Genomic DNA, 24,590 nt, shown 5'->3' with positions numbered 1-24,590 from the left:
TGTGCCGCAATAAATTTGTGTCTAAACGTATGGTTACATCCAGTTTGCAGTGTTATCGGCAGTGGCTGGATGGCTTTTATACCAGTGTTTGGCAATGTCATCACGGCGGCATACCCAAACATCGGGCTTGCTGGTGATATATTGCAAAAACTTTTTGAGGGCAACGATGCGACCGGCGCGACCAATGATGCGGCAGTGCAGCCCGATGGTCAGCATCTTGGGTGTGTGCGTGCCTTCCTCGTATAAGGTATCGAAGCTGTCTTTTAAGTATTGATAAAAAGGCTCGGCGTTGGTAAAGCCTGGGCTTGAGGCAAAACGCATGTCATTGGTCTCTAAGGTATAGGGAATGACCAAATGCGGCTTACGAGCGATTTTATTACCGTCTTCTACTTTGACATTGAGCCAGTAAGGGAGCTCATCTGCGTAAGAGTCTGAGTCATAAATATAGCCACCTTGTTCGGTGACCAACTCACGAGTATTCGGGCTATCTCGTCCCGTGTACCAACCAAGCGGCTGACCGCCGATCATGCTCTCGAATATTTCAGTGGCACGGCGCACATGCTCGCGCTCGGTCTCGCGGTACATATTTTGATAAGTAATCCAGCGTAGACCGTGACTGGCGATTTCGTGCCCATCTTCTAATACTCGCTCGATAATATGTGGCGTTTTTTCGGCAGCAGCAGCGCAAGTGAAGGTCGTAATAGGCAAACCGTATTCTTTAAAAGTATCCAATACTCGCCAAACGCCCACACGGCTACCATACTCAAATGCCGACTCAATCGACTGATGACGATTGTTAAATTCTGGTGTCCCCAAGACATCCGATAAAAACCGCTCTGATTGACCGTCACCATGAATCACGCTGTTTTCTGCGCCTTCTTCGATATTGAGGACGAACTGTACAGCGATTTTAGCGCCGCCTGGCCAGTTGGCTTTTGGCGGCTTATCAGCATAGCCTTTTAAGTCGCGAGGGTAGGCGTCTTGATTGAAATCGCTGATTATTTTTTTGGTCATTGTCAATATATCCTAAATATTTTAAAGCAACTTAAGTCAATTAAAGCAAAATAAGGCGTAACTTTGGATCTATATAATATTTATCTGCGACCTTTATCTATAATCCCGATGCGTAAGCCACCATTTGCTGACGTTCTTCATCAGTCAATTTTGTGAGATTACCCAGTGGCATATAGCCCGTTTGTACGGCAGTGACGATTTTTGCTTTATGAGTTTTCATGTCGGTCGGTGTTTGCAAGATGATACCAGCTGGCGGCGCGGCAAATCCTTGCTGAGTAGGCTGAGCGGCATGGCACGTGCTACAGCGCGTGTGCACGACATCCATAATGGCATCATCAGCAGAGGCAGTTACTGGCACGACGTCGGCAGTGATATTTTCATTTGAGGCTGCATCAGTGCTTATAGTAGAACCGTCGACTGCACTATCAGTAGTTGTTGGTGGCACACTATTTGGTGTCGCCGTTTCAGCAGCGACTGCAGCATTGACAACAGGTAATGGCTCAATTGGTTCTGGGCGCATCCAAATAATTAATGATACGGTTAAGACAGCAGGGATGACCAAATAACGCGGCTTATGATTGTCTAAATGCTTTTGGTTAAAATAGTGACGTACAATAGCCGTGATGATACCCACAAATACCAATACCAACCAGCCGTGAGCATGAGAGTACATCATCGGATAATGATTGCTAATCATGGTAAAGATCAGCGGTAAGGTAAAATAGTTGTTCATCAGCGAGCGATTTTTTGCTTGTAGTGCCAAGTCCGCTACTTCTTTGCCTGGTTTTTCGCCACGCCTCACGCATTCTACCAGCGCTCGTTGAGCAGGCATGATGCCGAAGAAGACGTTACCTGCCATTACCGTACCTAAGATAGCACCGATATGAATGAACGAAGCACGGTCACTAAATAGCTGATAAGAACCCCAGCAGGCGATGATTAATAGGATAAAAATAATGGTGCTAAAAATGAAGGAGTTTTTGCCTAAATGGCTGCGGACAATTACTTCATAAATGAAATAGCTGCCGAATAAAAATAACAAACTGGTCGAAATGGCACCGATACTACTACCAAAATCGACTTTGCTGGGATCAATCAAGTAGGCAGTCGCATTGGCATAATAGACGATAGAGAGCATCGCCATACCCGTCAGCCAAGTGGTATAAGCTTCCCATTTAAACCAGTGCAGGGTCTTTGGCATCTCTTCGGGCTCAAGCTTATATTTGGCAATTTCATAAAAGCCGCCACCATGTACCGCCCATAAGTCGCCTGAAATACCTTTGTCAGCCTTCCACTGTGGTGGTTTACGTAAACTAAGATCTAGCCAAACAAAGTAAAAAGACGCACCAATCCATGCCACGCCAGCGATGACGTGGAACCAGCGAAAAAATAAGTTAAACCAATCGAGATAATAAGCGCCCATGTTGCAAATGTCCTTTTTACAATTTTCTTTTGTTCAGCTTTTTTCAATTTTTCGACGCGTTTTGCTATGGCGACGTGCTTTTATGATGTTCTTTTATATGGTGATGCTATATAACTACATAACTACGAGCCGCGATACGTGCTGTAGCCATGTACGCTAAGCAGTAGCGGTACATGATAGTGACCATTATCACTTATCATAAAATCAATGACTACTTTTGGATAAAAAGCCGTGAGATTTTGTGCATCGAAATAAGACTGCGTATCAAAGGTTAAGGTATAACGACCAACATCTAAATGATATTCAGCAATATCAATCGTTGGGTCAAACGACCAGCTGTCTGGTGCCACGCGTCCATCCGCATTGGTGACGCCATTGGCTAATAGAGAAGCCTCGCCATTTGCGCTTACGCGATCTAGCGTCACGGCAATACCAGCGGCTGGTTTGCCCAAATGGGTATCTAAAATATGCGATGAGAGAGTACCTGACATAATAATTCCTTTTATATAAATTGAGTCAGATGGGCTGAATGCGTTAAGCGTCACTCAGCAGTTTCTGTAAACGTAAGCGGGTGATTTTATTTTGCTCAGCCGCCGCATTGACCAGTTCAGTAGCGCGATCATTGGGCAAGCGTGCCAACAATAAATCGAGCATTTGCTGCGCGCTCTTACCGGTAGCAAATACGATAAAGATAAAGCCAAATTTATCAAGGTAGTCTTGATTGCCTTGTGCCAAAGCTTCAATCACCTCGTCATTGGCATCATTGGCACCCGACTGCTCATGGGCAGCACTGTCTTGAGTATTGCGGTATTTTTCTTTTAATGAGTCAACGTTGCCGATTTGTGGATGACCATCAAAAGCCTCTAGTAACTGGGCTTCTGCTGTCTGTGCTTGTTGCCAAGTGTGGTCACTATGGGCAAGTAATGTAGATATATCTGAAAAAGGACGTTTTTTTTCTAAAGCCTGCGCCCAATGGGTGCTGGTACAGCAGGTCAATAGATGTGAAATTGCCTCAGCTGTTGAGAGCTCATTAAACTGCTGTAAAGATAATTTCACGATGACATCCTTTTCTTTTCTGACAAAAGCGGTGGAGTAACATTTCTCGATAACATCTCATGCTAAAGTAGTATTTATCGAATAATAATTGGTTTACTATGAGCTATTCTGCTTAAACCTGACCATTTGGTCAACTACTTTGTGTAAATATTTTATTTAGACTGGTGATATTTCATAAAAATTAGCATATGAATCCAGTTATTGGCTGGGATATGGCTCTTTATTCATCACAATAATGACAGGTAACATTTATCATGGCTCAACATAACGATATAGAACCACAAGCCGCGTCTGACGCGCCTGTACAGCGCAATCAGCAAGATATCCGCGCCCACAATCAAACCGTCATTTTGGCGGCGGCAGAAGAGGAGTTCGTGCTGCAAGGTTTTCGCGGTGCGACGATGCAAGGTATTGCCGATAGAGCCGAGCTGCCAAAAGCTAACGTGCATTACTACTTTAAGAATAAAAAAAATCTGTACCAAGCCGTGCTGCATTCTATTATTCAAGAGTGGAACGATGGCTTGGTCGCTATGAGTGTCGATAGTGACCCTAAAACGGTCATCGAAAAGTTTGTCCGTACCAAATTGCATCAAGCGTTTGCTCATCCCAATCGCCATAAATTGTTTGCGCTGGAAGTCATCGGCGGTGCTCCTCATCTGCATGAATTTATGTCGGCGACCATGAAGGCGTGGGCGCTAGACAAGGCGCAAGTGATGAAAACTTGGCATGAGCAAGGCAAAATTGGCATCGCTGACCCTTTACAGCTATTGATTTTGATTTGGGCAACGACGCAGCGATATGCAGAATTTGAGACAGAAATTGTCGGTTTGATGGAAAAGAGTGAGTACGATCAGCAGGATGAAGCGCGGGCGGCAGAATTTTTAGTGCCGTTTATCTTGCGTGGCTGTGGTCTTGAGTAATGCTTATGTATTATTATTTTACGTCTATAACATGCCATTAATACGAAAGCACTTTAAATGCTTTCGTATTAATGAGCGCTAAAAGAGTCAATGTGCAGAACCAGAACAGCAATGCTGATTGGTAAAGAATTTGACTATCCTAACGTACGTTTAAGAAGCCTTTTGTCTAAGAGGCTTTAGACCGTCATCCAGATGCTGTTCTACCGTATCAAATTCGACACCGTAGTTTTTGGGCAAAATCATATCGAGAGTAATGGCCACAATACCTGACATAGTAACCGCCGAACCAAAGATATTACGGAAAAGCTGAGGCGCTTGTGCGAATACATCAGGAACAAAAGCCACGCCCATGGACAGACCTAGCGAAGTGGCAATGATTAAGATATTACGATGGGTAAAGTTGACCGTTGATAGGATGCGAATACCAGCAGTCGCTACCGTTGCAAACATCAATAACGTCACACCGCCAACGACTGGTTTGGGCAATTGGGTAAAGATAGCACCCAAAATAGGGAATAGCCCCATAGTGAACAAGATAGCCCCAACATAGAAGCCCACATAGCGACTGGCAATACCAGTCATCTGAATAACGCCGTTGTTTTGGCTAAAAGTCGTTACAGGGAACGTGTTAAACACCGCCGCAATTAATGAGTTGACACCGTCTCCCAATACGCCACCTTTAATACGTTTCTCGTATAAAGGTCCTTTGATGGGTTCGCCCGATATCATCGAAGTCGCCGTCAAATCACCAGAGGTTTCAATACTGGTAATGACATACATAAAGGCGATAGGAATAAAAGCCTGCCAATCAAACCCAAAGCCAAACTTGAATGGTACAGGTAGCGTAAAGATAGGGGCATCAGAGACCAAAGAGAAATCAATACGTCCCATAAGAATGGCTGCGATCAGACCAAGCATCAACCCTATAAAAATAGCACTGGAGCGAATGACTTTATTATTAACAATACTAATCAATACCACACTGACCAAAACACCGCCACCGAGCAGCAGATTCTGTATACTCCCGAAATCTTCAGCGCCAACACCGCCTGCCAAATCCGTCAGACCAACCTTGGTTAATGACAGACCGATAGTCACAATCACACAACCCGTCACGATAGGGCTCATCAGAGATTTGAGTTTGGTGATGAATTGGCTTAAGAAAATCTCAACGAAGGCACCAAGAAAGGAGACGCCAAAGATAACAGAGAGAATCTCCTCCGGACTCCCGCCTTTGTTTTTTACCACAAAACCTGCTGCCAATACCGCAGCCAAGAAGCCAAAACTGGTTCCTTGTAACGCCATCAGACCTGAACCTACCGGTCCAACTTTATGCGTCTGAATAAAGGTAGCGACCCCTGATACCATCAATGACATGCTGATGAGATAAGGGATATGTTCACCCAGACCCAAGACGCCACCTATGATTAATGAGGGGGTGATGATACCGACAAAGCTGGCAAGTACGTGTTGTACTGCGCCCAAAAAGGCTTTTGTAGGGGTAGGGCGGTCATGCAATCCGTATAGTAAATCGGGGTTCCCTTGAATGTGTTCGCTCATCTTGGCTTCCTCCTAAAGTGACTTTTAGTCCAAGCTCTGTGGAGAGAGCTAAGCAGTGTGATGAGTTTAGAGATGGATATCGACACACCGTTTATCTTCATATTGCTTAGTTGTCTCACAAAGAGTCGCACTTATCCTTGTGCTAATAAATATCAGCAGCTAGCTATTATTTATCAATATGACTAATAGTCGTAGGTTTAAACCTGACTAATTGGTCAACTATATAAGGGTATAGTGAAAGGGTTGGCTATTGCAATGTTTTTTTTCATGTTGATGGCTTTATTTTTTAAATAATAACAGTCTATTAGACGAACATAGCGCAGCGAATTTGGTTTGCTCGCTATTTCTACTCGTCTAAAAACAGTAAGCAACAAAACGGAATAAGTCAGCCAGATTTAGCGCTATTTTTTAATATTAAATTTCTCGCATTAATTATTGCCAAATTGTTAATACTTCGTTATTATGCCTCTCATTATTTAAATGCTAACAATTATCATTAACATTGTTATTCGTATGAAAGACTTTGGCTTTGTCAAGACTCCAATCGTCTAAAAAATGGTTTTCAACAATAAGCGGTGCAACTGCCACAAGCTGTGCTCAACAGTAAATAGCTTTTAAAAATTCTAATTTGTGATAGTCAATAAGGTGAGTGTGTTATGCGTGAAGTAAAGTTATCAAAACTATCTAGTCAAATGACGGTATTGTCCATGGGCGTGGCAGCGGTATTATGGTCACAAGCAGTCAGTGCAGCACCTGCAGAAGACATGCCAAGCACCACGTTGCAGACCATTACGGTGACAGCCAATAGCTCAGTACGTGATAAAGTGCAAACCGATTCTGTTTACATAGAAGACTATACGCCTGCACAGCAAGCAAGCCATTTAAGCGATTTCTTAAATGTGGTGCCAGGCGTGACCATAGGCGGTACGTCATCGGTCAACCAGCGCATTCGTATTCGCGGTCTTGAAGACAGCAACCTAAAAGTCACCATTGATGGCGCGCGCCAAGAAGGCAAGCTGTTCTATCATATGGGCGATATCACCATTGATCCTGATTTGCTCAAACAAGCGGATGTGGCAGTGGGCAACAATTCTGTCACGCTCGGTAATGATGCACTTGGCGGCGCGGTTGCTTTTAAAACGGTCGATGCCGCTGACTTACTTAAACCTGGTCAAAAGATTGGTGCCAAGCTAAAAGCAGGTTATGCCAGTAATAATGATGAGCTACTGACGTCAGCCACAGTTTTTGGCGCACCATCTGATAATGTCGATTTATTGGCTTATTATGGCAAGCGTGATACCAGCTCGGGTGAAGACGGTGAAGGCCGTGAGTTGTTTGAAGACAGTGAGAGCGAGAGCTTCTTATTAAAAGCCGGCGCCTATGTTGGTAATGACCATCATGTAGGCGCAAGCTTTAGCCGTACTGATAAAGAAGGGACTTTCCCATTCCGTCCGGATTTTCCAAGCCTCGGCGATGATCCAATCCCGCAAAAAGTAAAGCGTGATACCTATACGCTTGATTATAACTTTAACCCAGCAAGCTCGCTGGTTGACGTTGATACCACCATTTATCAAACCGAGACCCAAATTTCACGTGATAATGACCCGAAAACATCGCCAGGCTATGATTGGGATGCAAAAGTGAAAACTACTGGTGGTAAGATCGAAAACACCAGTGTAATTGATGCAACGTCAGGACGCCATAAACTGATCGCAGGATTAGAGCACTATAAAAAACAGTCAGATTTTTACACCGCTAAAGACCGTGCAACAAAACTGCCCGCATCAGGGGAAGATAGTGCTAAAAATACCTCAGTTTATTTAGAAGACCAATGGCAAATGGGTAAATTTAGCCTAACGCCAGGCGTGCGTTATGACCGCTATGAAGCACCTGATTTTATTGCTGGTGGCAAAACTTACGATAATGTTGTCGGTGCACTTGCCGCAAGCTATGAGATTGCGCCGAGTACGCAGGTTTTTGCTAGCTATACTCAGCTGTTCAATGGCCCAGATTTAGGCCAAGCTATCTTCAATCGAGATGGTGCTGGCACAGTGGTTAACAACGACCTAAAAGCAGAAGAGGGTGATAACGCTGAAGTGGGTGTCGTAACCACCTTGCGTGATCTCACTACGGCTAATGATTCGCTACAACTAAGCGGTAAATACTTTGAAACCAATATCGAAAACTATATTGAATTTATACGCTCAGGTCTAAGCTGTGGACCAAACCTTGGGAATGATTGCCAAGGTGCGGTCAATAAGGACGAAGATTATAAAATAAAAGGTGTTGAGCTGGCCGCTGATTATAAAATGAATAACTTTAGCATGGGTTTAAGCTATGCTCATGCGCGTAGTAAAGGTGAAGATACGGGTTATAGTTTTTATTCACAAACAGGGTCAGGATCAGATGCAGGTGATAAATACATGGTCAATCTAGCGTATCAGCCAACTGATACCACTGAGCTTGGCTGGCGCAGTACCTATGTAGCCCCTGTTACGCAAACCTTTATACTTCGAGGTGACGTTACGGAGCTTAAGAAACCGAGCTATGATGTCCATGATATCTTTATGAGCTACTCTCCAGCTCAAGTAGATGGCTTGAAAGCCACAGTTGGGGTTTATAACCTGTTTGATGAAACTTATGCTAGCCACGGTTCGCGCTTAAATCCAGCTAATGCTACGGCTACAGATTTTGAGATGGGTCGTAATATCAAAACCTCTTTGACCTATCAATTCTAATCTAACTGTTATTGGTAATATCTAAAAGCTAGCTGTCTTTGTATGAGAGCTGGCTTTTTTATGGTCAGTAAATGATGAAGCATGTGATAGCAATTACAACTTTTTTTAAATACCAATCAAAACAACCAATGAATAAAGAAACGATGAATAAAAAACCAATACTAATGACTTCATTTCCCCCTACGTTACGTCAGAGCTGTTTATGGATTCATCGTTATACTGGGCTTGCGATGGCAGCTTTTTTGATCATTGCTGGTATCACGGGCACGCTATTGGCGTTTCATGATGAGTTAGATGATGTGTTCAATCACAAGCTGGCAAATATTGAGTCGCAACACAAGCCGCCACTACCGATCGCCACACTGCATGATGCTGTTATCAGCGCTTATCCACAGTATCAATTTTCTAGTATGCCAACGTCAGTAGCGCTGAACAAATCAGCGGTTTTTTCGGTAGATAGAGTCCGAGGTGAAAGCGCCAAAAATCAGCCCAAAGCGCCATTTCAAGAGGTATATGTCAATCCCTTTACTAGTGAAATCATCGGTACACGTGATAAAGAGGTGTGGGCATGGCGCAATACGATGTACAAGGTATTTTGGTTGCACCGAGATTTATTGCTAGGTGATATCGGCAAATTAATACTGGGTATCGTGTCTTTAATTTGGACGATTAATTGTTTCATCGGCTTTTATTTAACCTTTCCAAGAGCAGTTAGTGCCAATAAATCTCAACAAACCGCATTGAGAAAACCATCTGGCAAACCCCGCGCTTCATTTTTTAAACGCTGGCTACCTGCTTGGAAAATCCGCCGAAAAACCAATACTTTTAAGCTTAATTATGATTTGCATCATGCGTTTGGCTTATGGCTCTGGCTCATGTTATTTGTCATTGCGTGGTCGAGTGTTGGTTTTAATTTAAAATTGGTATATCAGCCTGTAATGCAAGCGCTGGTAGGACTTGAAGGTAGAGATGAAGGCAAAGGAAAGAAACAAAATAAGCCTGCGATAAACACTGAATCTAGTAGTGATGAGGCGACTACTATTGGCACTAATATGAACAGTACTAATAAGGTAGACAAGGCTAATAGTATTGCTTATTTAAGCAGGCAGGCAGAGATAGCCGCACAAAAAAATGGCGTCGACGTCCAGCAGCTATTGGGAGTGCGTTGGGTAGAAGAGGACAATCAATGGCAAATGCGCTTTAAAACCAATAAAGATATCGGTAAAAAAGGCGGTGCGTCATCTATCACGGTTGACGCCGCAACAGGCAATGTCGAGCGTATTAATTTTGGGTATCAAAGCTCATTTGGTAATCAAGCTGATCAATGGATGGCAACGCTACACATGGGACATATCAGCCATGGCGTAGTTCATTTGTTGTATCAAATATTTTTAGCATTGACGGGGTTAGCCGTGGCGGTCTTATCTGGCACAGGTGTGTATTTATGGGTCAAAGGGCGTCAAAGTCGGTTAAAGCAAAGGCAAAAATTGACGGTTAAAGACAACTCTTTGAAGCGATTACGCGAAACCAGCCATTAAAGAGCAACTATAAGATATGCTGTACTTAAACCATATCCATAATGATGATTATGCAACCTTCAGAGGTAAAAGTGGTAATGTCAATATTACAGAGTACGGCTATCTTTGATAGTATTTATTAAGATCGCTAACTAAAGCTTTAATTGCAAAAATATACTGTAGGCTATCCCAACGGTAAGGAGCAAGGAGGCAAATAGCTCACCTAGCATGACATTTCTATGCCAGCTATTATTTTCGTCAAAGTTTTTTGTATAATCTACTGCAGCAATATTTTGAGTAAAATCCATCGGAATAACCACCAATCTTAGCACATACAAAGTCATGCCTAACCAAAATAGGGTATCTGCTATCTCTTTATTCACAGCGTAATAAAGGCATAGGCAAAAGCTAATGGTTAAAATTAATAGGGATAAGTTTTTGTAATTTATCCATCGATGATTCAATAAGATTTTATGCATCAACAATTCCTTTTATTGTTTGCAAAGCTCTGTACTTAAACCGCATCGACAATCACTGGGCGACCTTGATGATTGAGCACGGTAACATCGACGTTATACAGATCCTTCATGGTTGCTTGGGTGATGACATCTGCAGGTTGACCAACAGCCATCACCTGACCCTCTTTCATAGTGACCACGGTATCGGCAAACTGCGCGGCTTGATTGATATCGTGCAGCACGATGACCACAGTTTTTTGCTGGCTATGACTCAATTCGCGCAGCTCACGCATCAGGCGACCAGCATGATACATATCCAAATTATTGAGCGGCTCATCGAGTAATAAGTAAGGCGTATCTTGGCAAACGATCATGGCAATCAATACCCGCTGACGCTGACCACCTGATAGTGTCGATAAAAAACGCTCGGCTAATGGCGCAAGCTCAAAACGTTCGATAATTTCTTGCACTTTTTGCTGATCATCAGCCGTCGGCTGTCCTTGATGATAAGGATAGCGCCCAAACATCAGCAGCTCATGCACGCGAAGTCGTCCTTGTACTTGGTTGTCTTGTCCAAGCATCGCCACAGTTTTGGACAAGGTTCGCGCATGACAACTAACAATATCACGTTCCTCATTATCTACAGCGAAACTGACCTGTCCCGACTGTAGCGGTTGCAAGCGTGCCATGACCGAAAATAAAGTAGATTTACCCGCGCCATTGGGACCAATCAGGGCAATCACCTGTGCGCTTGGTAACGACAACGTAATGTCATGAAGAATTTGCTGTTTGCCAATATGGTGCGAGATGTTATTGAGTTTAATCATAGTGGTTCTTATTTTTACAAAGGATCTGATTTTTCATTACTATATCAATGGTTTTTAGATGATTGGCTACTAGGTCAGTGATTATTAAATAAGTACGGTCTTAACGACGCTGAGTCATAAAAATCAATATTAAGAATACCAAACCACCAGCCAATTCAATGACCACCGATAGTACCCCTGCCATGCCCAATAGTTGCTCAAATATCGTCTGACCGAGTACCAAGCAAATCATCGCCACCAAACAGACCAATATCAGACGCTCGCTGTGATACATATTCCGAGCGATACGATTGGTTAGCGCACAAACCAACAGCCCAAAGAAAGTCACTGGACCGACCAATGAGGTTGCCGTGGCGACCAATACCGCAATGACCGTTAATAGTCCAAACGCTAGGCGTTGATAATTGATACCGAGGTTAATGGCTTGTGATTTGCCAAGCATCAATACGTCACATTGATAACGCCAGCGCCAGATAAATAGCGCGCTAATGGCACAGATAACAATGCTGATACCAAGCAGCTGCGGATTGACCGTATTAAATTGCGCGTAACTGGCAGATTGCACGACGACGAAATCATCAGGATTGATCAATCTGGCAATCAGGGCTGATAAGCTACGAAACAATACCCCAAAGATAACGCCGACCAATATTAGTCGTGTCAAATCTTGACTGCTTTTTGAAAACAGCAGCTTAAATAATAATAATGACGCGCCAAACATTAGAACAATTTCAAGGGTGAATTTGGCAAGAGGATTGATACTGGTAAAACTTATTGCACCCAAAAAGAAAACCAACAGGCTTTGTAATAAAACGTATAGCGAGTCAAAGCCCAACAGTGATGGCGTCAGGATAGGGTTGTGCGTTAAGGTTTGAAATAATAGAGTCGATACGCCAATCGCATAACCGACGACCATTAACGCCAGTAATTTCTTACCTCGCAGTGGTAGCGCAAAGTCCCAATGGCCGTTGACATTGACTGTCAAAAATAGGGTGGTTGAGATCAGCAATATGATAGCGGCAATGGATTTTGGGTGATTGACTACAAATGTCCAGAGTCGCGCAAGACAACTTTGTCCAAAAGTAGTTTTGTCGTTATTTTCTGAAGCACTGTTATCTATAGTGTTATTGGCTGTGGTGCTAGGCTTAGACGGTGAAAACATGCGTAAATCCTATAGTGCTAGGCTTATCTAATCAGACAAAACAACGATAAAATAGAGAGAAGAGGCAAAGAGGTTTGATCAGTTGTTATGAATAAAGAACTTTATGGCGAGCTATTTTATTGCTCAGCAGGCGCACGCAATAATAGCCATAAAAACAGCACCGTACCAACGACCCCGAAAACCGTCGCCACAGGCACTTCAAATGGATAGCGAATCGAGCGTCCAATAATATCGCACAATAGCACTGCCGAAGCGCCCAATAATGCCACCGCTGGTAAGCTACGGCGCAATTTATCCCCCATCAATCGGCTGACGATATTAGGCACGACCAAACCAATAAAGGGAATCATGCCAACGGTTACAACGACAACCGCACTCATCATCGCCACCATACCAACACCAACCCACGTCACTTGTCGTTTGCTGATCCCTAAATTGAGCGCGATATTGTCACCCAGACCGACGATGGTCAGCTTGTCAGCAATGATATACGCCAGCACGCACAGTCCGCCCGTCAGCCACAAAAGCTCGTAACGACCTGCTAAGACGCCAGAGAAATCACCAAATTGCCAAACGCTGAGCATCTGTAACGATTCGGTTTGATAGGCGATAAAGGTCGTCACTGCCTCGATAATGCCACCGAAGACGATACCAATCAGCGGGATCATTAAAAAATCCGTCGGCGGAATGCGGTGGATCAGTAGCATAAAGAGCATCATGCCAAATACCGCGGCGATGGTAGCCACGCCCATTTTGACAATGAGCGCACTGGCTGGAAATAGCAGGCTAACCACCAATAATCCCAGTGCGGCGCTTTGAGTTGCACCGACCATCGATGGCTCAACGAAGCGGTTTTTGAGCACCACTTGAATAATCATCCCAGCAACTGCCATGGAAACACCGGTCAAGATAATAGCGATGGTACGCGGTAGGCGACTGACCAGTAGCAGTGAGCTGTCGGAGTTGGCGCTATGGTTGATAAGGCTGTGAAATATACCTGACCACGAAAAATCAGCCACACCAATTGATAAGCTTAATAACACCAAAAGCCCCATAATAATGAGGCTGCCCGTGTTGATGACCCACGGCGGTATAGAAGCACGGCGATTTTTAGAGCTTAGACCACGGCTTGCGCTTTTTTGCCAACTCGTTGATGCGGCTGGTAAAGTAGGGCGGGCTTTAACGCTGGTCTGCGCCCGAGAAGAAAATAACGGCATATCAGCTACTGGCTTAAAGTGAGGGTTGGCAACTGACAGTGATGACAGTTGCCTAAAAACGAATGACGCTTATTTAACATGTTGCTTGTTTAGCATATTGCTTATTTAACGCATTATTTATTTAGCGTTAGCAAAAGCCTCTTTAATGGTCGTCAAATCCTGCATCCATTGATAATAACCGCCAAAGGCAAGGTATGAGTCTGGGCTAAGGTAAACGACTTGATTTTTACTCCATGCGTTGGTTTGCGCGACCAATGGATTGTCCAATACGGCTTTGGCACCAGCACCATCTTCACCAATGGCGGCACTGCGATCGACGACGAATAACCAGTCTGGATTGGTTTTTTGGATGTATTCAAACGAGATTGGCTGACCGTGGCGCGCATCGGCGATTTGGTCATCTGCCATCGGAATATCTAGCACGGTATGGATAAAACCGTAGCGTGATTTGTCGCCGTAGGCAGACAGCTTATTGCCATTGACCATGACCACTAAGCCTTTACCTTTATCTTTGGTTAATGCTTTGGTCTCATCAATGAGCCCGTCGATATTGCCTTGCAGTTTCGCTGCTTGAGCACTTTTACCGAACAATGCACCCAAATCATGCAAACGCTGCTTGCTCGATTCATAGATATTTGCGGTATCAATCGTCATGTCGAGCGTTGGCGCAATACTAGACAGCGCATCATATTTTTCTGCCATGCGTGAGCCGACTAAGATAGCTTGCGGCTGCATCGCGTTCAACGCCTCAAGATCTGGCTCAAATACGGTGCCGACTGTTTTTGGTTCAGGCTGTGTCTTAGACTGTAAATTGTCTAATTTTAGACCGCTTGGCATACCATCGACAGCAACATCAAGCGCGGCCAAATCCTGCATCAACGTCATATCATAGACCACCAACGGCGATGGATTCATTGCCAAGTCGACATTACCTTTTACCGTGTCGACCGTGATTTTTTCAACAGAGACCGCATCGTTATTAGCGACATTCGAGGCATGATCTGCTGTTTGATTTTCAGTCTTAGCGTCTGCGGGTTCGGAGTCGTTAGATTCAGGTGAGCTACAACCTGTCACACTGATCGTAGCAACCAGAGCGGTCACCATAGCAGTCAGCAAAGGGCGTTTGAAAAAAGGAGTAGAGCGGTTAGGCAATAAAGTAATAGACATAAATAACTCGGTATATCAGCTGGTTGGACAAAGGATGTATCAAATAATCGGTCATATAAAAGTAAAAAGAACTTCATCGATGTGATGCTTCACACCATATAATGCTTGACGGTATTACTTTTGACGTTATGATTTTTCATTGGTTGTTTTACGCTTAGCTATTGAGACGTTCAACATGCCTTGATATCTTGAGATTTTGTAATCTTAAAAGATACGCAGTCGATTAGGGGCTATGATAAATTAATTGAGACTCATTATCAATACAAATGATAATGGTTTTTATTACGTCACTTTATTACATGGGGTTTGACTGCCTTGGCACAATAAGCATGCATAGCGATATTTGAGAAAGGGTGGTCGAATGCCTAAGCAAATTTTGCTTATTAATAACGCTAAATGATTAGCCGATCATTTGCCTGCTAAGCAAAATTATTATAAATTTATTATTGATAATAATTATCGTTTGCATTATTATCTACGCCATTCTACCTCGGTTAATGAATATTAGGGTGTTATGAGTTCAACGGATTTAGACGCGCCACCACTTAAATTGATACTCGCAGCTATTATTATAGTGGTGGGCTTGCACGTGCTGACGGCAGTCGCATTGGTGGCGATCAAGACTCCTGAGATAAAAGTTGAACCAAAAAAAGACACCCCACCTATCGAGATAGAGATGGTGACGTTACCTGTCAAAACGGCCGTCCCTGAAGTAGAAAAAGTTCAGGAAGTAACGCCCAAAAAAGCAGCGCCTAAAACAGAGTCAAAACCTGAACCTAAAAAACCGGCACCGTCAAAACCTAAAGTAGCTCCAGTAGTGAAGGCTAAGCAAAATACACCAGAAAAACCGGTGGTAAAAGCCAAAAAGGCTGATATAGCACCTGTCGTAAAAGTAGAAAAAAAGAAGCCTGACATTATTAAAAAAGAGATGTCGAAAAAGCCAATAGTAGAATCGAAAGTCGATACCTCAATGGCTGATAGTCAACGTGAAGCTGAAGAACGACGTAAAATTCTAGCAGCAGAATCACAAAAGGCCGCTCAAGAAGCCCATGATAAAGCAGTGCAAGACGCTAAGAGAATAGCCGATGCCAAGGCTGCCCGAGAGGCTCAAGCCGAAGCGAATGCCAGAAAAGCAGCAGAAGACAAAGCGGCTAAAGATGCCGAGCAAAAAGCAGCAGCCGCTGCAAGTAATGAACCCGTGAGCTTTACTGCTAGTGCTGCAGACTGGGCATCAGCGCCAAACTTTAGCTTTCCTACTCGAGCCGCTCGTAGAGCATCTTCGGGTGATACATTCAAAGTGGTATTGATATTAAGAGTGAATAAGCAGGGCGGTATTGATAGCGCCCGGGTTGCTCAATCTTCAGGCAATTCAATAGTAGATAAAGAGGCGCAGCGTCAAGTAAGCTCTGGAAAATTCAGACCTTTTACTAAAAATGGCGTGCCAGTCGTCGGTAATGTGACATTACCTGTTACTTATAATGTGCCATAAATACATGGTTATTAGTACCAAGCATCGGCTCAATCGTAAATAATCGAACAATGGTAATAAAATACAAAGGAGTCTGACATGGACTTTATGCAATACTGGCAAATCAGCGACATGGTGACAAAAACTTTGTTCTTTTTGTTGCTTGCTTTATCTATTCTTTCTTGGGTGACAGGCATCATTCGTGTGCTACAAAGCCGCAAATTGGCCGCCAATGTTGCAGATGATTTGAGTCAGCAGATTCAAGTAAAACAGGCTGAGATGATAGCAGCAGATGCCACTACTCGCCGTTTGGTTACTGAGCAGATCTTACTCAAGCATATTGGTCGTTACCGTTTTGCTAGCGAGCGCGGTTTACCTATTCTTGGGACGACAGCCGCAATTGCGCCATTTATCGGTTTGTTTGGGACGGTATGGGGGATTTTTCATGCGCTACATAATATTGGCATGAGTGGGCAAGCGGGTTTGGGACAAGTGGCAGGGCCAGTCGGTGAGGCACTTATCATGACAGGTTTGGGGATCGCCGTGGCGATTCCAGCCGTGGTGTTTTATAACCTTGCAGTGCGTATCAATCGCCGTGTGATGTATCACGCCAACGATAGAGCGCATGACTTATTGGCACGTTCTGCCGAAATGGTCGTTACCCAGAAGCCGTTAACGGACAGCAAATCGACTGTTACCCAAGATTCGTTAGCAAAGGGTATGCACTCAAACGCAGCAGATGCTCAGCAAGTGACTCATTATCACAGTTCAGCCGCGTCGCAGCCTTAACGATTATCCATTGATGGGACAGTCCGTTAGGCGATAGTCAAGCGAGCTATATTGCGAATAACCAAATGTATTGAGAGTGATTATGGCATTTCAATTGGGTGATGATGACAGTCAAAGTATGAGTGAGATGAACCTCATTCCGCTTATCGACATTATGCTGGTATTGATGATTATATTTCTATTGACGGCGACCGTACTGAATCCGACAGTGCCATTAGAGCTGCCGAAGACCAGCGCTGCGTTAAATGAGGCGCCACCAGAGGCTATTCAAATTAGCATCGATAAAGACGCAGGGATATTTTGGGACAGCGATGCGATTAGCATGGAGGAGTTAGAGGCACGGTTACAACAGCAAAGTGCTGGAGGTAAAGACCCTTCTGTACAATTGCGTGCTGACAAAGACAGTAAATATGACACGGTCGCTCAAGTGCTAGCCGCTGCCAGTCAAGCAGGACTTACAAAGATAGCCTTTGTCAATGAATAAGGCGAGTCTATAAAAGACGTGATTATCATATGATGTTTGCTAGATAGCCAACCATCAAAAAGGTAGCTAATATAACAATATAACAATAAAACAAAAATAATAAACTTTTCTCCAGCCTCAATGAGTACTTAAACCTCAAATTAAGTACTCATTGGGGTTTTCTTTTTACCAGCCATAGCCAAAGGGATGATAGCCGTAACCGAAGCGCCCAGGCCCGTAGCCAAACGGATAAGGCGAACGTAGGTAATCGAGATCACGTTGACGGATATAGTAGTAACGTCCTTGCGCGTAAGCTTCTTCTAGCTTTTCGATGCCTTCGAGCGGACAAACGGGCTGCCAGTCGTAGCCTTCGCGACCAAGTTTATAAGCATTGAGCTCGGTGCAGTAGCTTTTGAGACCTTGCTGTCGCCCTTGCTCCCATTGTATGCGGTTGGGCATAGGACCACCTACCTTTGCGCAGCTATCAGCGTAATGACCGAAATAAGCACCTGAACGCCCTTGCAAGCCATCAGCATAGCCGACTTCTTGCCAGTTGCTTTCCTGACATTGCTGCGGGGTAAGATTTTGCGTCGTTGCACAGCCTGATAGGGTAAATAAGGCAGCGCCTACTAGCGAGAGGGTAAGTCCAGTTTTACTCATGAGTTTATGGACACATTTGCTCGCTAGTGAAGTGGTCGATGAGTTTCGCTTAAGAAGATAATTCATAATAAACCTGCGCGCGTTTAAAATTATGGTTTATCATAGCACTTTTTGATGCTGACAACTTTTTGTATCTCGTTATTATGCTGTTTTTTATTCGAGCTAAGTATTTGATCTATTAGCACATATAGCCAAACCATCGAGATTCGAAAACGTGAGTGGTTGGTGATTATCAACTCATCATGCTTGATTTTTAACGGTTCGTGCTCATTATAAGCTTCTATATAGTAGCCAGTATTCAGACAATCATTTATTAAACAGTCGCTTGTCAGGGTGCTACTGGTTAGAAAATTACTGGTTAAAAGTTACGGTTCAAACAATCAATGATTGCTTTTTTATAGTTAACTAGGTAATCGCTATCTTTATAGTAGCGTGTTGTATAAATAGTGGCAGTTTTATTTTTTAGTACATTTTTATTTATCCAAAAGGCCGGACCATCATGGGAACATTCATTGGCGTTATCATTGTACTATTTGTATTAGGGAGTATGATGGCGCTCAAACCTAACGGTATCGATCAGCGTTTGGATAAGCTGCGCATGACCGCGCGTCGTTTACAATTGAATCCAAAGCTGGTGAGCTGTCCTGATTGGATCAAAGGTAAAGACAACGAATATGGACGTGGAATGTTAGGTCAATACTGTTTAGTGCTAGATGATGTGCAGCTGCCGCACACGCGCTATCAAGTGATTGATGGGCAATGGCGACCAGATAGTAGTTTTGTCGATACAACCAAGGATGATGTTAAGCTCACGATTCCAAGTGTGATTCGTGCTAATAACAGCACTAATAATACGATTATCAAGAAGACCAATTTTAGCTTGGATAAAGCACCGCTAGACTTGCCAGTCAGTATTGAGCCGTTTGTTAAAGGTTTGCTGACTAAGGCCAATAGTATCGTGATTTATTGGGAAGATATCGCTTATGTGCGTCCTTCATCCAATCCTGCTTATCAGCAAAAATTGATTGAAGCAGATTTGTTGGTGCTCAAAAAACAGCTTGAACAATGGGCGTCAGAGATGCAAAAGCGCCTATAAAACGGCTACAAGGTAGAAAATCATTTTTTAATCTCCATTTATAAGCAATATGCAAGCACTTTTAGCAAACTCTCAGTCATTTACAGTTGACAGTGTAACGCTTAGCAGTGTAACGTCTTTATAACTGACTCTTTATCTTATGGTTATTGTTTGTTTTATAAACGTTTTTTTAAGCAGCTATTACTATAATGATTCACCGCGCTACTATAACTCACAATTATAAATTGCCATGCTGCTGTATTTATTCTTACTTTTAATTTACTCATATAATAATGGTGTCGTCACATATGGCAAAAACCGCAACCAAAAAAAGTCCAGCGCCCGCTGCTGGTAATCCCAAAGGCAGTCCAAAGGGCAAGTCTTTGGTGATTGTAGAATCACCTGCCAAGGCAAAAACAATCAATAAATACCTTGGCGATGACTTTATCGTGCGCTCCAGTATTGGTCATGTCCGTGATCTACCAGTTGGCGCAAGCAAAAGTGCAAAAAAACCAACAACGACCAAAAAAGATGACAGTCTAAGCAAAGAAGAAAAAACCCAGCAAGCCTTGGTACGGCGCATGGGCGTCGATCCAGAACATGACTGGGCAGCAGTTTATGAAGTATTACCTAACAAGACTAAGGTTATCAAAGAGCTGAAAGCTTTAGCTAAAGACGCTGACAAAATCTATCTGGCAACGGATATGGATAGAGAGGGTGAGGCGATTGCTTGGCATCTTAAAGAAGTCATCGGTGGCGCTGACAGTAAGTATGAGCGCGTGGTTTTTAATGAGATTACCAAATCTGCCATTCAAAATGCCTTTAAGCAGCCCTCCAAACTTGATATCGATCGTGTCAATGCCCAGCAAGCGCGGCGCTTTTTAGACCGTGTCGTTGGCTTTATGGTATCGCCGCTGCTATGGCAAAAGGTTGCTCGCGGTCTCTCTGCAGGTCGCGTCCAGTCCGTTGCTATGCGTTTGGTCGTAGAAAGAGAACATGAAATTCGCGCCTTTATACCAGAAGAGTATTGGCAAATTCATGCCGATACTCACGTTGCCAGTAGCAAAAAGGACGCTGAGCAAATTGCGATTCGCTTAGAGGCGACCAAGCAAGGGGGCAAGACGCTTAAGCTCGTTAATAAAGAGCAGACAGATAAAGTCTTAGAAATTCTTAACTCAAGTGACTTTATCGTCAAAGAGCGTGAAGAGAAGCCTACGCAATCGCGTCCGAGTGCGCCATTTATCACCTCGACATTGCAGCAAGCAGCCAGCACACGATTGGGTTTTTCAGTTAAAAAGACCATGATTTTGGCACAGCGCTTATATGAAGCGGGTCATATTACTTATATGCGTACCGACTCGACTTTCTTATCTGGTGATGCACTTGCTGCGGTACGTGGCTATATCGAAGACAGCTATGGCGCAAAATACGTACCAGAAAAGCCAAATTTCTACGGCAACAAACAAGGCGCACAAGAGGCGCATGAGGCGATTCGTCCATCTAACGTCAATATGAAGTCAACGCAGCTTAAAGGGGTTGAGCGTGATGCCATCCGCCTGTACGAGCTGATTTGGCGTCAGTTTGTCGCTTGTCAGATGCTGCCAGCAAAATACTTGTCAGTGAATCTATTCGTCGCTGCCAATGATGTCGAGTTAAAAGCACGTGGTCGTACGTTAGTATTTGATGGTTATACCAAGGTTATGCCACCAGCGAAGACTGACGATACTTTGCTTCCGGATGTCAAAAAAGGCGATAAATTAATACTAGATAAGCTCGATCCGAGTCAGCATTTCACCAAGCCACCCCCGCGCTATACCGAGGCAAGTTTGGTGAAAGAGCTTGAGAAAAAAGGCATCGGTCGTCCATCAACTTATGCGTCTATCATCTCGACCATTCAAGATCGCGGCTATGTGAAGCTTGAGAACAAGCGCTTGTTTGCTGAAAAAATGGGTGATATCGTCACCGACAGACTAACCGCAAGTTTCCCAGATTTGATGGATTATACCTTTACCGCCGCGCTAGAAGACAAGCTTGACCATGTCGCAGAAGGTGATACAGATTGGAAAGACGTCCTCGATAATTTCTATGGCGACTTCAAAATAACGCTTGATCGCGCCAAAGAAAAAGACGGCATGCGTCCAAATGATCCCACTGACGTACCAGACGTGCATTGCGATCTTTGCGATCGTCCAATGCAATTACGTACCGGCTCAACGGGTGTATTCTTAGGGTGTACTGGCTATAATTTACCGCCAAAAGAGCGCTGTAAAGGCACTAAGAATTTAATGCCCGTCGAAGCTTTTGCCAATCTTGATGAGGCAGAAGGTGATGATGAAGCGGCAGAAGTTCGCGATTTGATGGAGAAAAAGCGTTGCCCGAAATGTAGCACGGCAATGAATGGCTATATCGTCGATGGCGGTCTGAAACTGCATGTGTGTGGTAACAATCCTGATTGTGATGGTTATGTCTTAGAAGAAGGCAAATTCGAAGTGCCTGGCTCTGATTCTCCAACCATTGACTGTAATAAGTGCGATGGACAAATGGAGCTAAAGACGGGACGTTTTGGTCCTTACTTCGCTTGTCAGCAATGTGATAATACGCGTAAAGTGCTAAAAACAGGCGAAGCCGCACCGCCGCGCATGGATCCCATTCATCTGCCAGAGCTGAAATCAAACAAGCACGATGATTACTTTATCTTGCGTGAAGGGGCAGCTGGGATGTTCTTGGCGGCGTCTAAATTCCCGAAAGTACGCGAGACACGCGCACCAAAGCTGGCTGAGCTACGCGAAATCAAAGATAAAATGGAAGATAAATTCCAGTATTTGTTTGAAGGTTCAGATGAAGATCCAGATGGTAATCCAACCATTCTACGCTGGTCACGTAAGAAGAAAGAGCAATATATCGGCTCTGAGAAAAATGGTAAGGCCACACGTTGGGGTGTGTATTGGCGTAATGGCAAATGGGTAGAGGAGTAAGTCTCCTTTACCTTTTATATTGGTGATTGATTGTTAATATATGAGCTTCTGTATCACCCATATTATTTTAAGCTATAAAATTTTGAATAATAAAAAGCCTCTTAGATTCTAAGAGGCTTTTTTTGTGCTATTCATATTTGTGATATCAATCACAGCTAAGTTCAGATGCTATTAGTTCTTTTCGATGATACCGCAAGCAACGCGGTCGCCTGCATTACCAGCTGGTTGGCTAGTATAGTCGTCAGCACCGCTATGTACAATAAAGGCTAGACGATTAACGCTATATTTACCAGCATCAGCGACAGAGATTTTCTTATTCACATAGTTAATAGTAGCCACGCCATCTGCATTGGCAGTCAGGTTAGGCAAGTCGCCAGCATGACCATTCATATCATCAGGATTAGAGTGAGGCTTATTGTCTGGATTAAAGTGACCACCTGCCGCTTTACCCATATCAGCACAGCTGCCTGTTTCGTGGATATGTAGTGATACCGTTTTGCCTGGCTGCAAATTCATCAGCTTACCGTAGACTTGTACGCCGCCATCAACTGGACGTAAAAATACTTGACCCACTTCATTTTTATTACCAGCGACTGCATTGATAGTAGATTTTAAGGCAGGTTGGCTAAGTGGATTGCCAGTTTGCATTTGACCTTCGACCGTTTGGCAGCCCGTCATTACTAACGTTGAACCACATAATAGGGCACTTGCAAGCATTGTCTTATTCATTATTATCTCCAATTATTTTTAATATGTAGTTATTTTTGATAAAAAGCTAACTCTTGAAGGTTTATAGATAAATACCTTTTGATTTCTATAAACATTCGTTAATATCGTTATTAGTATAGCCAAGCGTTAGATATAGTTATTCACCAAATGCGCAACAATCGGTTAATAAATGTAAGTATCGTATGGGTTTTAAATTGTTTACGGGATTGTCTTTACTTCGTTTTGCCATACTAGAGTTTCGCCAGTCTCCATCGTTTGCAATAAATTATAGCGAGGCATATCAGTCTGATCGTCTGCTGTTGGCGATATTGATTGTGAAGGTTGCAAACTCAAACTAAGAGTGCTCTGGCTATTACTGATAAGCTTAGCAAGCTCGCCCTCAATTCTATTACCAGTAACACCGCAGCCCATGAGCGTTTGTGGTCCCGAGCCAACTAGCAATGTATAATCTTTCATCAAAATATAAGGACCACCGATACCATTGCAGCTAGAACTAAAAAATGCGTATTGACTATCGTCATACCCTCTAAATTTTAGCGACACTGGAAACTCTGGATGATAAAAATGACCAATAGACTCTCGAGATATTACCTGCCCTTTGTCATTAATAGTATTACGAACGGCGCTAACCAGCCGCCAGTCATAGTGCTCTAATAATGCCTTATCAATAGGCAGTCCAGTCGGTTCTTTAAATGTCCTAGGTGGTGTACCATCAAATGTTAACGTATTGCCATTTTCGATTTTAACGACCAAGCTTTTCGATGCCATTTGAGTATTAACGAGTTTGCTTTTTGCGACTGGTAATAGCTCAACATCTAACTTAATAATATTATTATCCTTAGGAAATAACTTTTTGATATTTGTATTACTTACTTTATTTTCAGGAGCAGTTTTGCAGGTCGAGGGTCTTGCTCTGAGCTCGCTACCGTACTCAAAAGGCGGTGCGGACATCCAGACGAATTTGATAGCAAAATGTTGGCAGCCTTGAAATAAGCTTAACGAACTGGGCGTGATTTCTAAAGTAATCGGTGTATCATTACTTATATTAATAAAGTTACTTTGCTGATCTTTTACTTGTATTAACTTCCACTCATAATTACTTGCCCATTGAAGGGTATTTGCTTCAGTGGCTGTTTCGTTAGCTACCACTACAATTTTTTCTTCCAGCTTTTCAGTTTTTATGATGGGCTGATATGATACTGGGGTAGAAGTGCTAGAGCCAGTCACCATTGAGTTAGTTGGTATAGAGTTATCTTTTGCAATATTGGACTGACAGCCTGCTAATACTGCTGGAAACAAAACAACAAGCAATAAGGATAGAGTTAAGCGGTTTAAAATCAGGTGGTTTAACATTATAGCTATTACCAAATAA

At 43.4% G+C, this 24,590-nt stretch carries 21 protein-coding genes; 8 read left to right on the top strand and 13 right to left on the bottom strand.

Annotation, left to right across the window (positions count from 1 at the left end):
* Window positions 1–33: 33 nt before the first annotated feature.
* The 4 genes from puuE to uraD form a co-directional block, all read right to left on the bottom strand.
* Window positions 34–1,014 (bottom strand): allantoinase PuuE, encoded by a 981-nt coding sequence (puuE, locus tag JFC08_RS01130; RefSeq protein WP_198329392.1) that lies wholly within the window; start codon window positions 1,012–1,014, stop codon window positions 34–36.
* A 97-nt stretch (window positions 1,015–1,111) separates the two neighbouring features.
* Entirely contained in the window at window positions 1,112–2,437 is a 1,326-nt protein-coding gene (locus JFC08_RS01125) for a urate hydroxylase PuuD (protein ID WP_198329391.1), read from the bottom strand.
* Between the two features lie 122 nt (window positions 2,438–2,559).
* Entirely contained in the window at window positions 2,560–2,928 is a 369-nt protein-coding gene (uraH, locus tag JFC08_RS01120) for a hydroxyisourate hydrolase (RefSeq protein WP_198329390.1), read from the bottom strand.
* Between the two features lie 43 nt (window positions 2,929–2,971).
* Window positions 2,972–3,493, bottom strand: a complete 522-nt coding sequence (gene uraD / locus JFC08_RS01115) for a 2-oxo-4-hydroxy-4-carboxy-5-ureidoimidazoline decarboxylase (protein WP_198329389.1) — start codon at window positions 3,491–3,493, stop codon at window positions 2,972–2,974.
* 254 nt (window positions 3,494–3,747) lie between these two features.
* Between uraD and JFC08_RS01110 the strand changes: the two genes are divergently transcribed.
* Complete coding sequence (locus tag JFC08_RS01110) at window positions 3,748–4,413, top strand: TetR/AcrR family transcriptional regulator (RefSeq protein WP_198329388.1); 666 nt, start codon at window positions 3,748–3,750, stop codon at window positions 4,411–4,413.
* Between the two features lie 150 nt (window positions 4,414–4,563).
* Here JFC08_RS01110 and JFC08_RS01105 read toward each other — a convergent pair whose 3' ends face one another.
* Window positions 4,564–5,973, bottom strand: coding sequence for a uracil-xanthine permease family protein (locus JFC08_RS01105; RefSeq protein ID WP_198329387.1), 1,410 nt, complete (start codon window positions 5,971–5,973; stop codon window positions 4,564–4,566).
* A 656-nt stretch (window positions 5,974–6,629) separates the two neighbouring features.
* Between JFC08_RS01105 and JFC08_RS01100 the strand changes: the two genes are divergently transcribed.
* On the top strand, window positions 6,630–8,711 hold the full coding sequence (locus JFC08_RS01100; RefSeq protein WP_193008655.1) for a TonB-dependent receptor domain-containing protein: 2,082 nt from the start codon (window positions 6,630–6,632) through the stop codon (window positions 8,709–8,711).
* Window positions 8,712–8,875: 164 nt separating this feature from the next.
* A complete protein-coding gene (locus JFC08_RS01095) occupies window positions 8,876–10,249 on the top strand; it encodes a PepSY-associated TM helix domain-containing protein (RefSeq protein WP_198329386.1) in 1,374 nt (457 codons plus the stop codon).
* Window positions 10,250–10,380: 131 nt separating this feature from the next.
* Here the strand turns inward: JFC08_RS01095 and JFC08_RS01090 are convergent, their stop codons facing one another.
* From JFC08_RS01090 to JFC08_RS01070, 5 genes are all read right to left on the bottom strand, one after another.
* Complete coding sequence (locus JFC08_RS01090) at window positions 10,381–10,707, bottom strand: hypothetical protein (RefSeq protein ID WP_198329385.1); 327 nt, start codon at window positions 10,705–10,707, stop codon at window positions 10,381–10,383.
* Between the two features lie 35 nt (window positions 10,708–10,742).
* Window positions 10,743–11,513, bottom strand: coding sequence for an iron ABC transporter ATP-binding protein (locus tag JFC08_RS01085; RefSeq protein ID WP_198329384.1), 771 nt, complete (start codon window positions 11,511–11,513; stop codon window positions 10,743–10,745).
* A 100-nt stretch (window positions 11,514–11,613) separates the two neighbouring features.
* Window positions 11,614–12,675: an iron chelate uptake ABC transporter family permease subunit gene (locus tag JFC08_RS01080; RefSeq protein ID WP_198329383.1), complete on the bottom strand. Its 1,062-nt coding sequence runs from the start codon at window positions 12,673–12,675 to the stop codon at window positions 11,614–11,616.
* 116 nt (window positions 12,676–12,791) lie between these two features.
* Entirely contained in the window at window positions 12,792–13,892 is a 1,101-nt protein-coding gene (locus JFC08_RS01075) for an ABC transporter permease (protein ID WP_095849340.1), read from the bottom strand.
* 117 nt (window positions 13,893–14,009) lie between these two features.
* Window positions 14,010–15,059 (bottom strand): siderophore ABC transporter substrate-binding protein, encoded by a 1,050-nt coding sequence (locus JFC08_RS01070; protein ID WP_198329382.1) that lies wholly within the window; start codon window positions 15,057–15,059, stop codon window positions 14,010–14,012.
* 514 nt (window positions 15,060–15,573) lie between these two features.
* Here JFC08_RS01070 and JFC08_RS01065 point away from each other — a divergent pair.
* The 3 genes from JFC08_RS01065 to JFC08_RS01055 all read left to right on the top strand — a co-directional run bounded on the left by JFC08_RS01065 (window position 15,574) and on the right by JFC08_RS01055 (window position 17,800).
* Window positions 15,574–16,548, top strand: coding sequence for an energy transducer TonB (locus tag JFC08_RS01065; RefSeq protein ID WP_198329381.1), 975 nt, complete (start codon window positions 15,574–15,576; stop codon window positions 16,546–16,548).
* 78 nt (window positions 16,549–16,626) lie between these two features.
* Complete coding sequence (locus JFC08_RS01060; RefSeq protein ID WP_198329380.1) at window positions 16,627–17,316, top strand: MotA/TolQ/ExbB proton channel family protein; 690 nt, start codon at window positions 16,627–16,629, stop codon at window positions 17,314–17,316.
* 82 nt (window positions 17,317–17,398) lie between these two features.
* Window positions 17,399–17,800 carry an ExbD/TolR family protein gene (locus tag JFC08_RS01055; protein WP_045444454.1) on the top strand — a complete coding sequence of 134 codons (402 nt, stop codon included), beginning with the start codon at window positions 17,399–17,401 and terminating at the stop codon, window positions 17,798–17,800.
* A 165-nt stretch (window positions 17,801–17,965) separates the two neighbouring features.
* On the opposite strand, the gene JFC08_RS01050 is transcribed toward JFC08_RS01055, so the two are convergent.
* Window positions 17,966–18,439, bottom strand: a complete 474-nt coding sequence (locus JFC08_RS01050; RefSeq protein WP_109589456.1) for a DUF2799 domain-containing protein — start codon at window positions 18,437–18,439, stop codon at window positions 17,966–17,968.
* Window positions 18,440–18,938: 499 nt separating this feature from the next.
* Here JFC08_RS01050 and JFC08_RS01045 point away from each other — a divergent pair, with 499 nt between their 5' ends.
* Window positions 18,939–19,535, top strand: coding sequence for a hypothetical protein (locus JFC08_RS01045; RefSeq protein WP_198329379.1), 597 nt, complete (start codon window positions 18,939–18,941; stop codon window positions 19,533–19,535).
* A gap of 287 nt (window positions 19,536–19,822) precedes the next feature.
* Entirely contained in the window at window positions 19,823–22,489 is a 2,667-nt protein-coding gene (gene topA, locus JFC08_RS01040; RefSeq protein ID WP_198329378.1) for a type I DNA topoisomerase, read from the top strand.
* A 171-nt stretch (window positions 22,490–22,660) separates the two neighbouring features.
* Here the strand turns inward: topA and JFC08_RS01035 are convergent, their stop codons facing one another.
* A complete protein-coding gene (locus JFC08_RS01035) occupies window positions 22,661–23,218 on the bottom strand; it encodes a superoxide dismutase family protein (RefSeq protein ID WP_198329377.1) in 558 nt (185 codons plus the stop codon).
* Window positions 23,219–23,416: 198 nt separating this feature from the next.
* A complete protein-coding gene (locus tag JFC08_RS01030) occupies window positions 23,417–24,571 on the bottom strand; it encodes an META domain-containing protein (RefSeq protein WP_198329376.1) in 1,155 nt (384 codons plus the stop codon).
* Window positions 24,572–24,590 lie beyond the last annotated feature (19 nt).

It is taken from the genome of Psychrobacter cibarius (genome assembly GCF_016107535.1).
Classification (GTDB): Bacteria; Pseudomonadota; Gammaproteobacteria; order Pseudomonadales; family Moraxellaceae; genus Psychrobacter; species Psychrobacter cibarius.
This window is presented reverse-complemented; position numbering and strand designations above follow the sequence as displayed.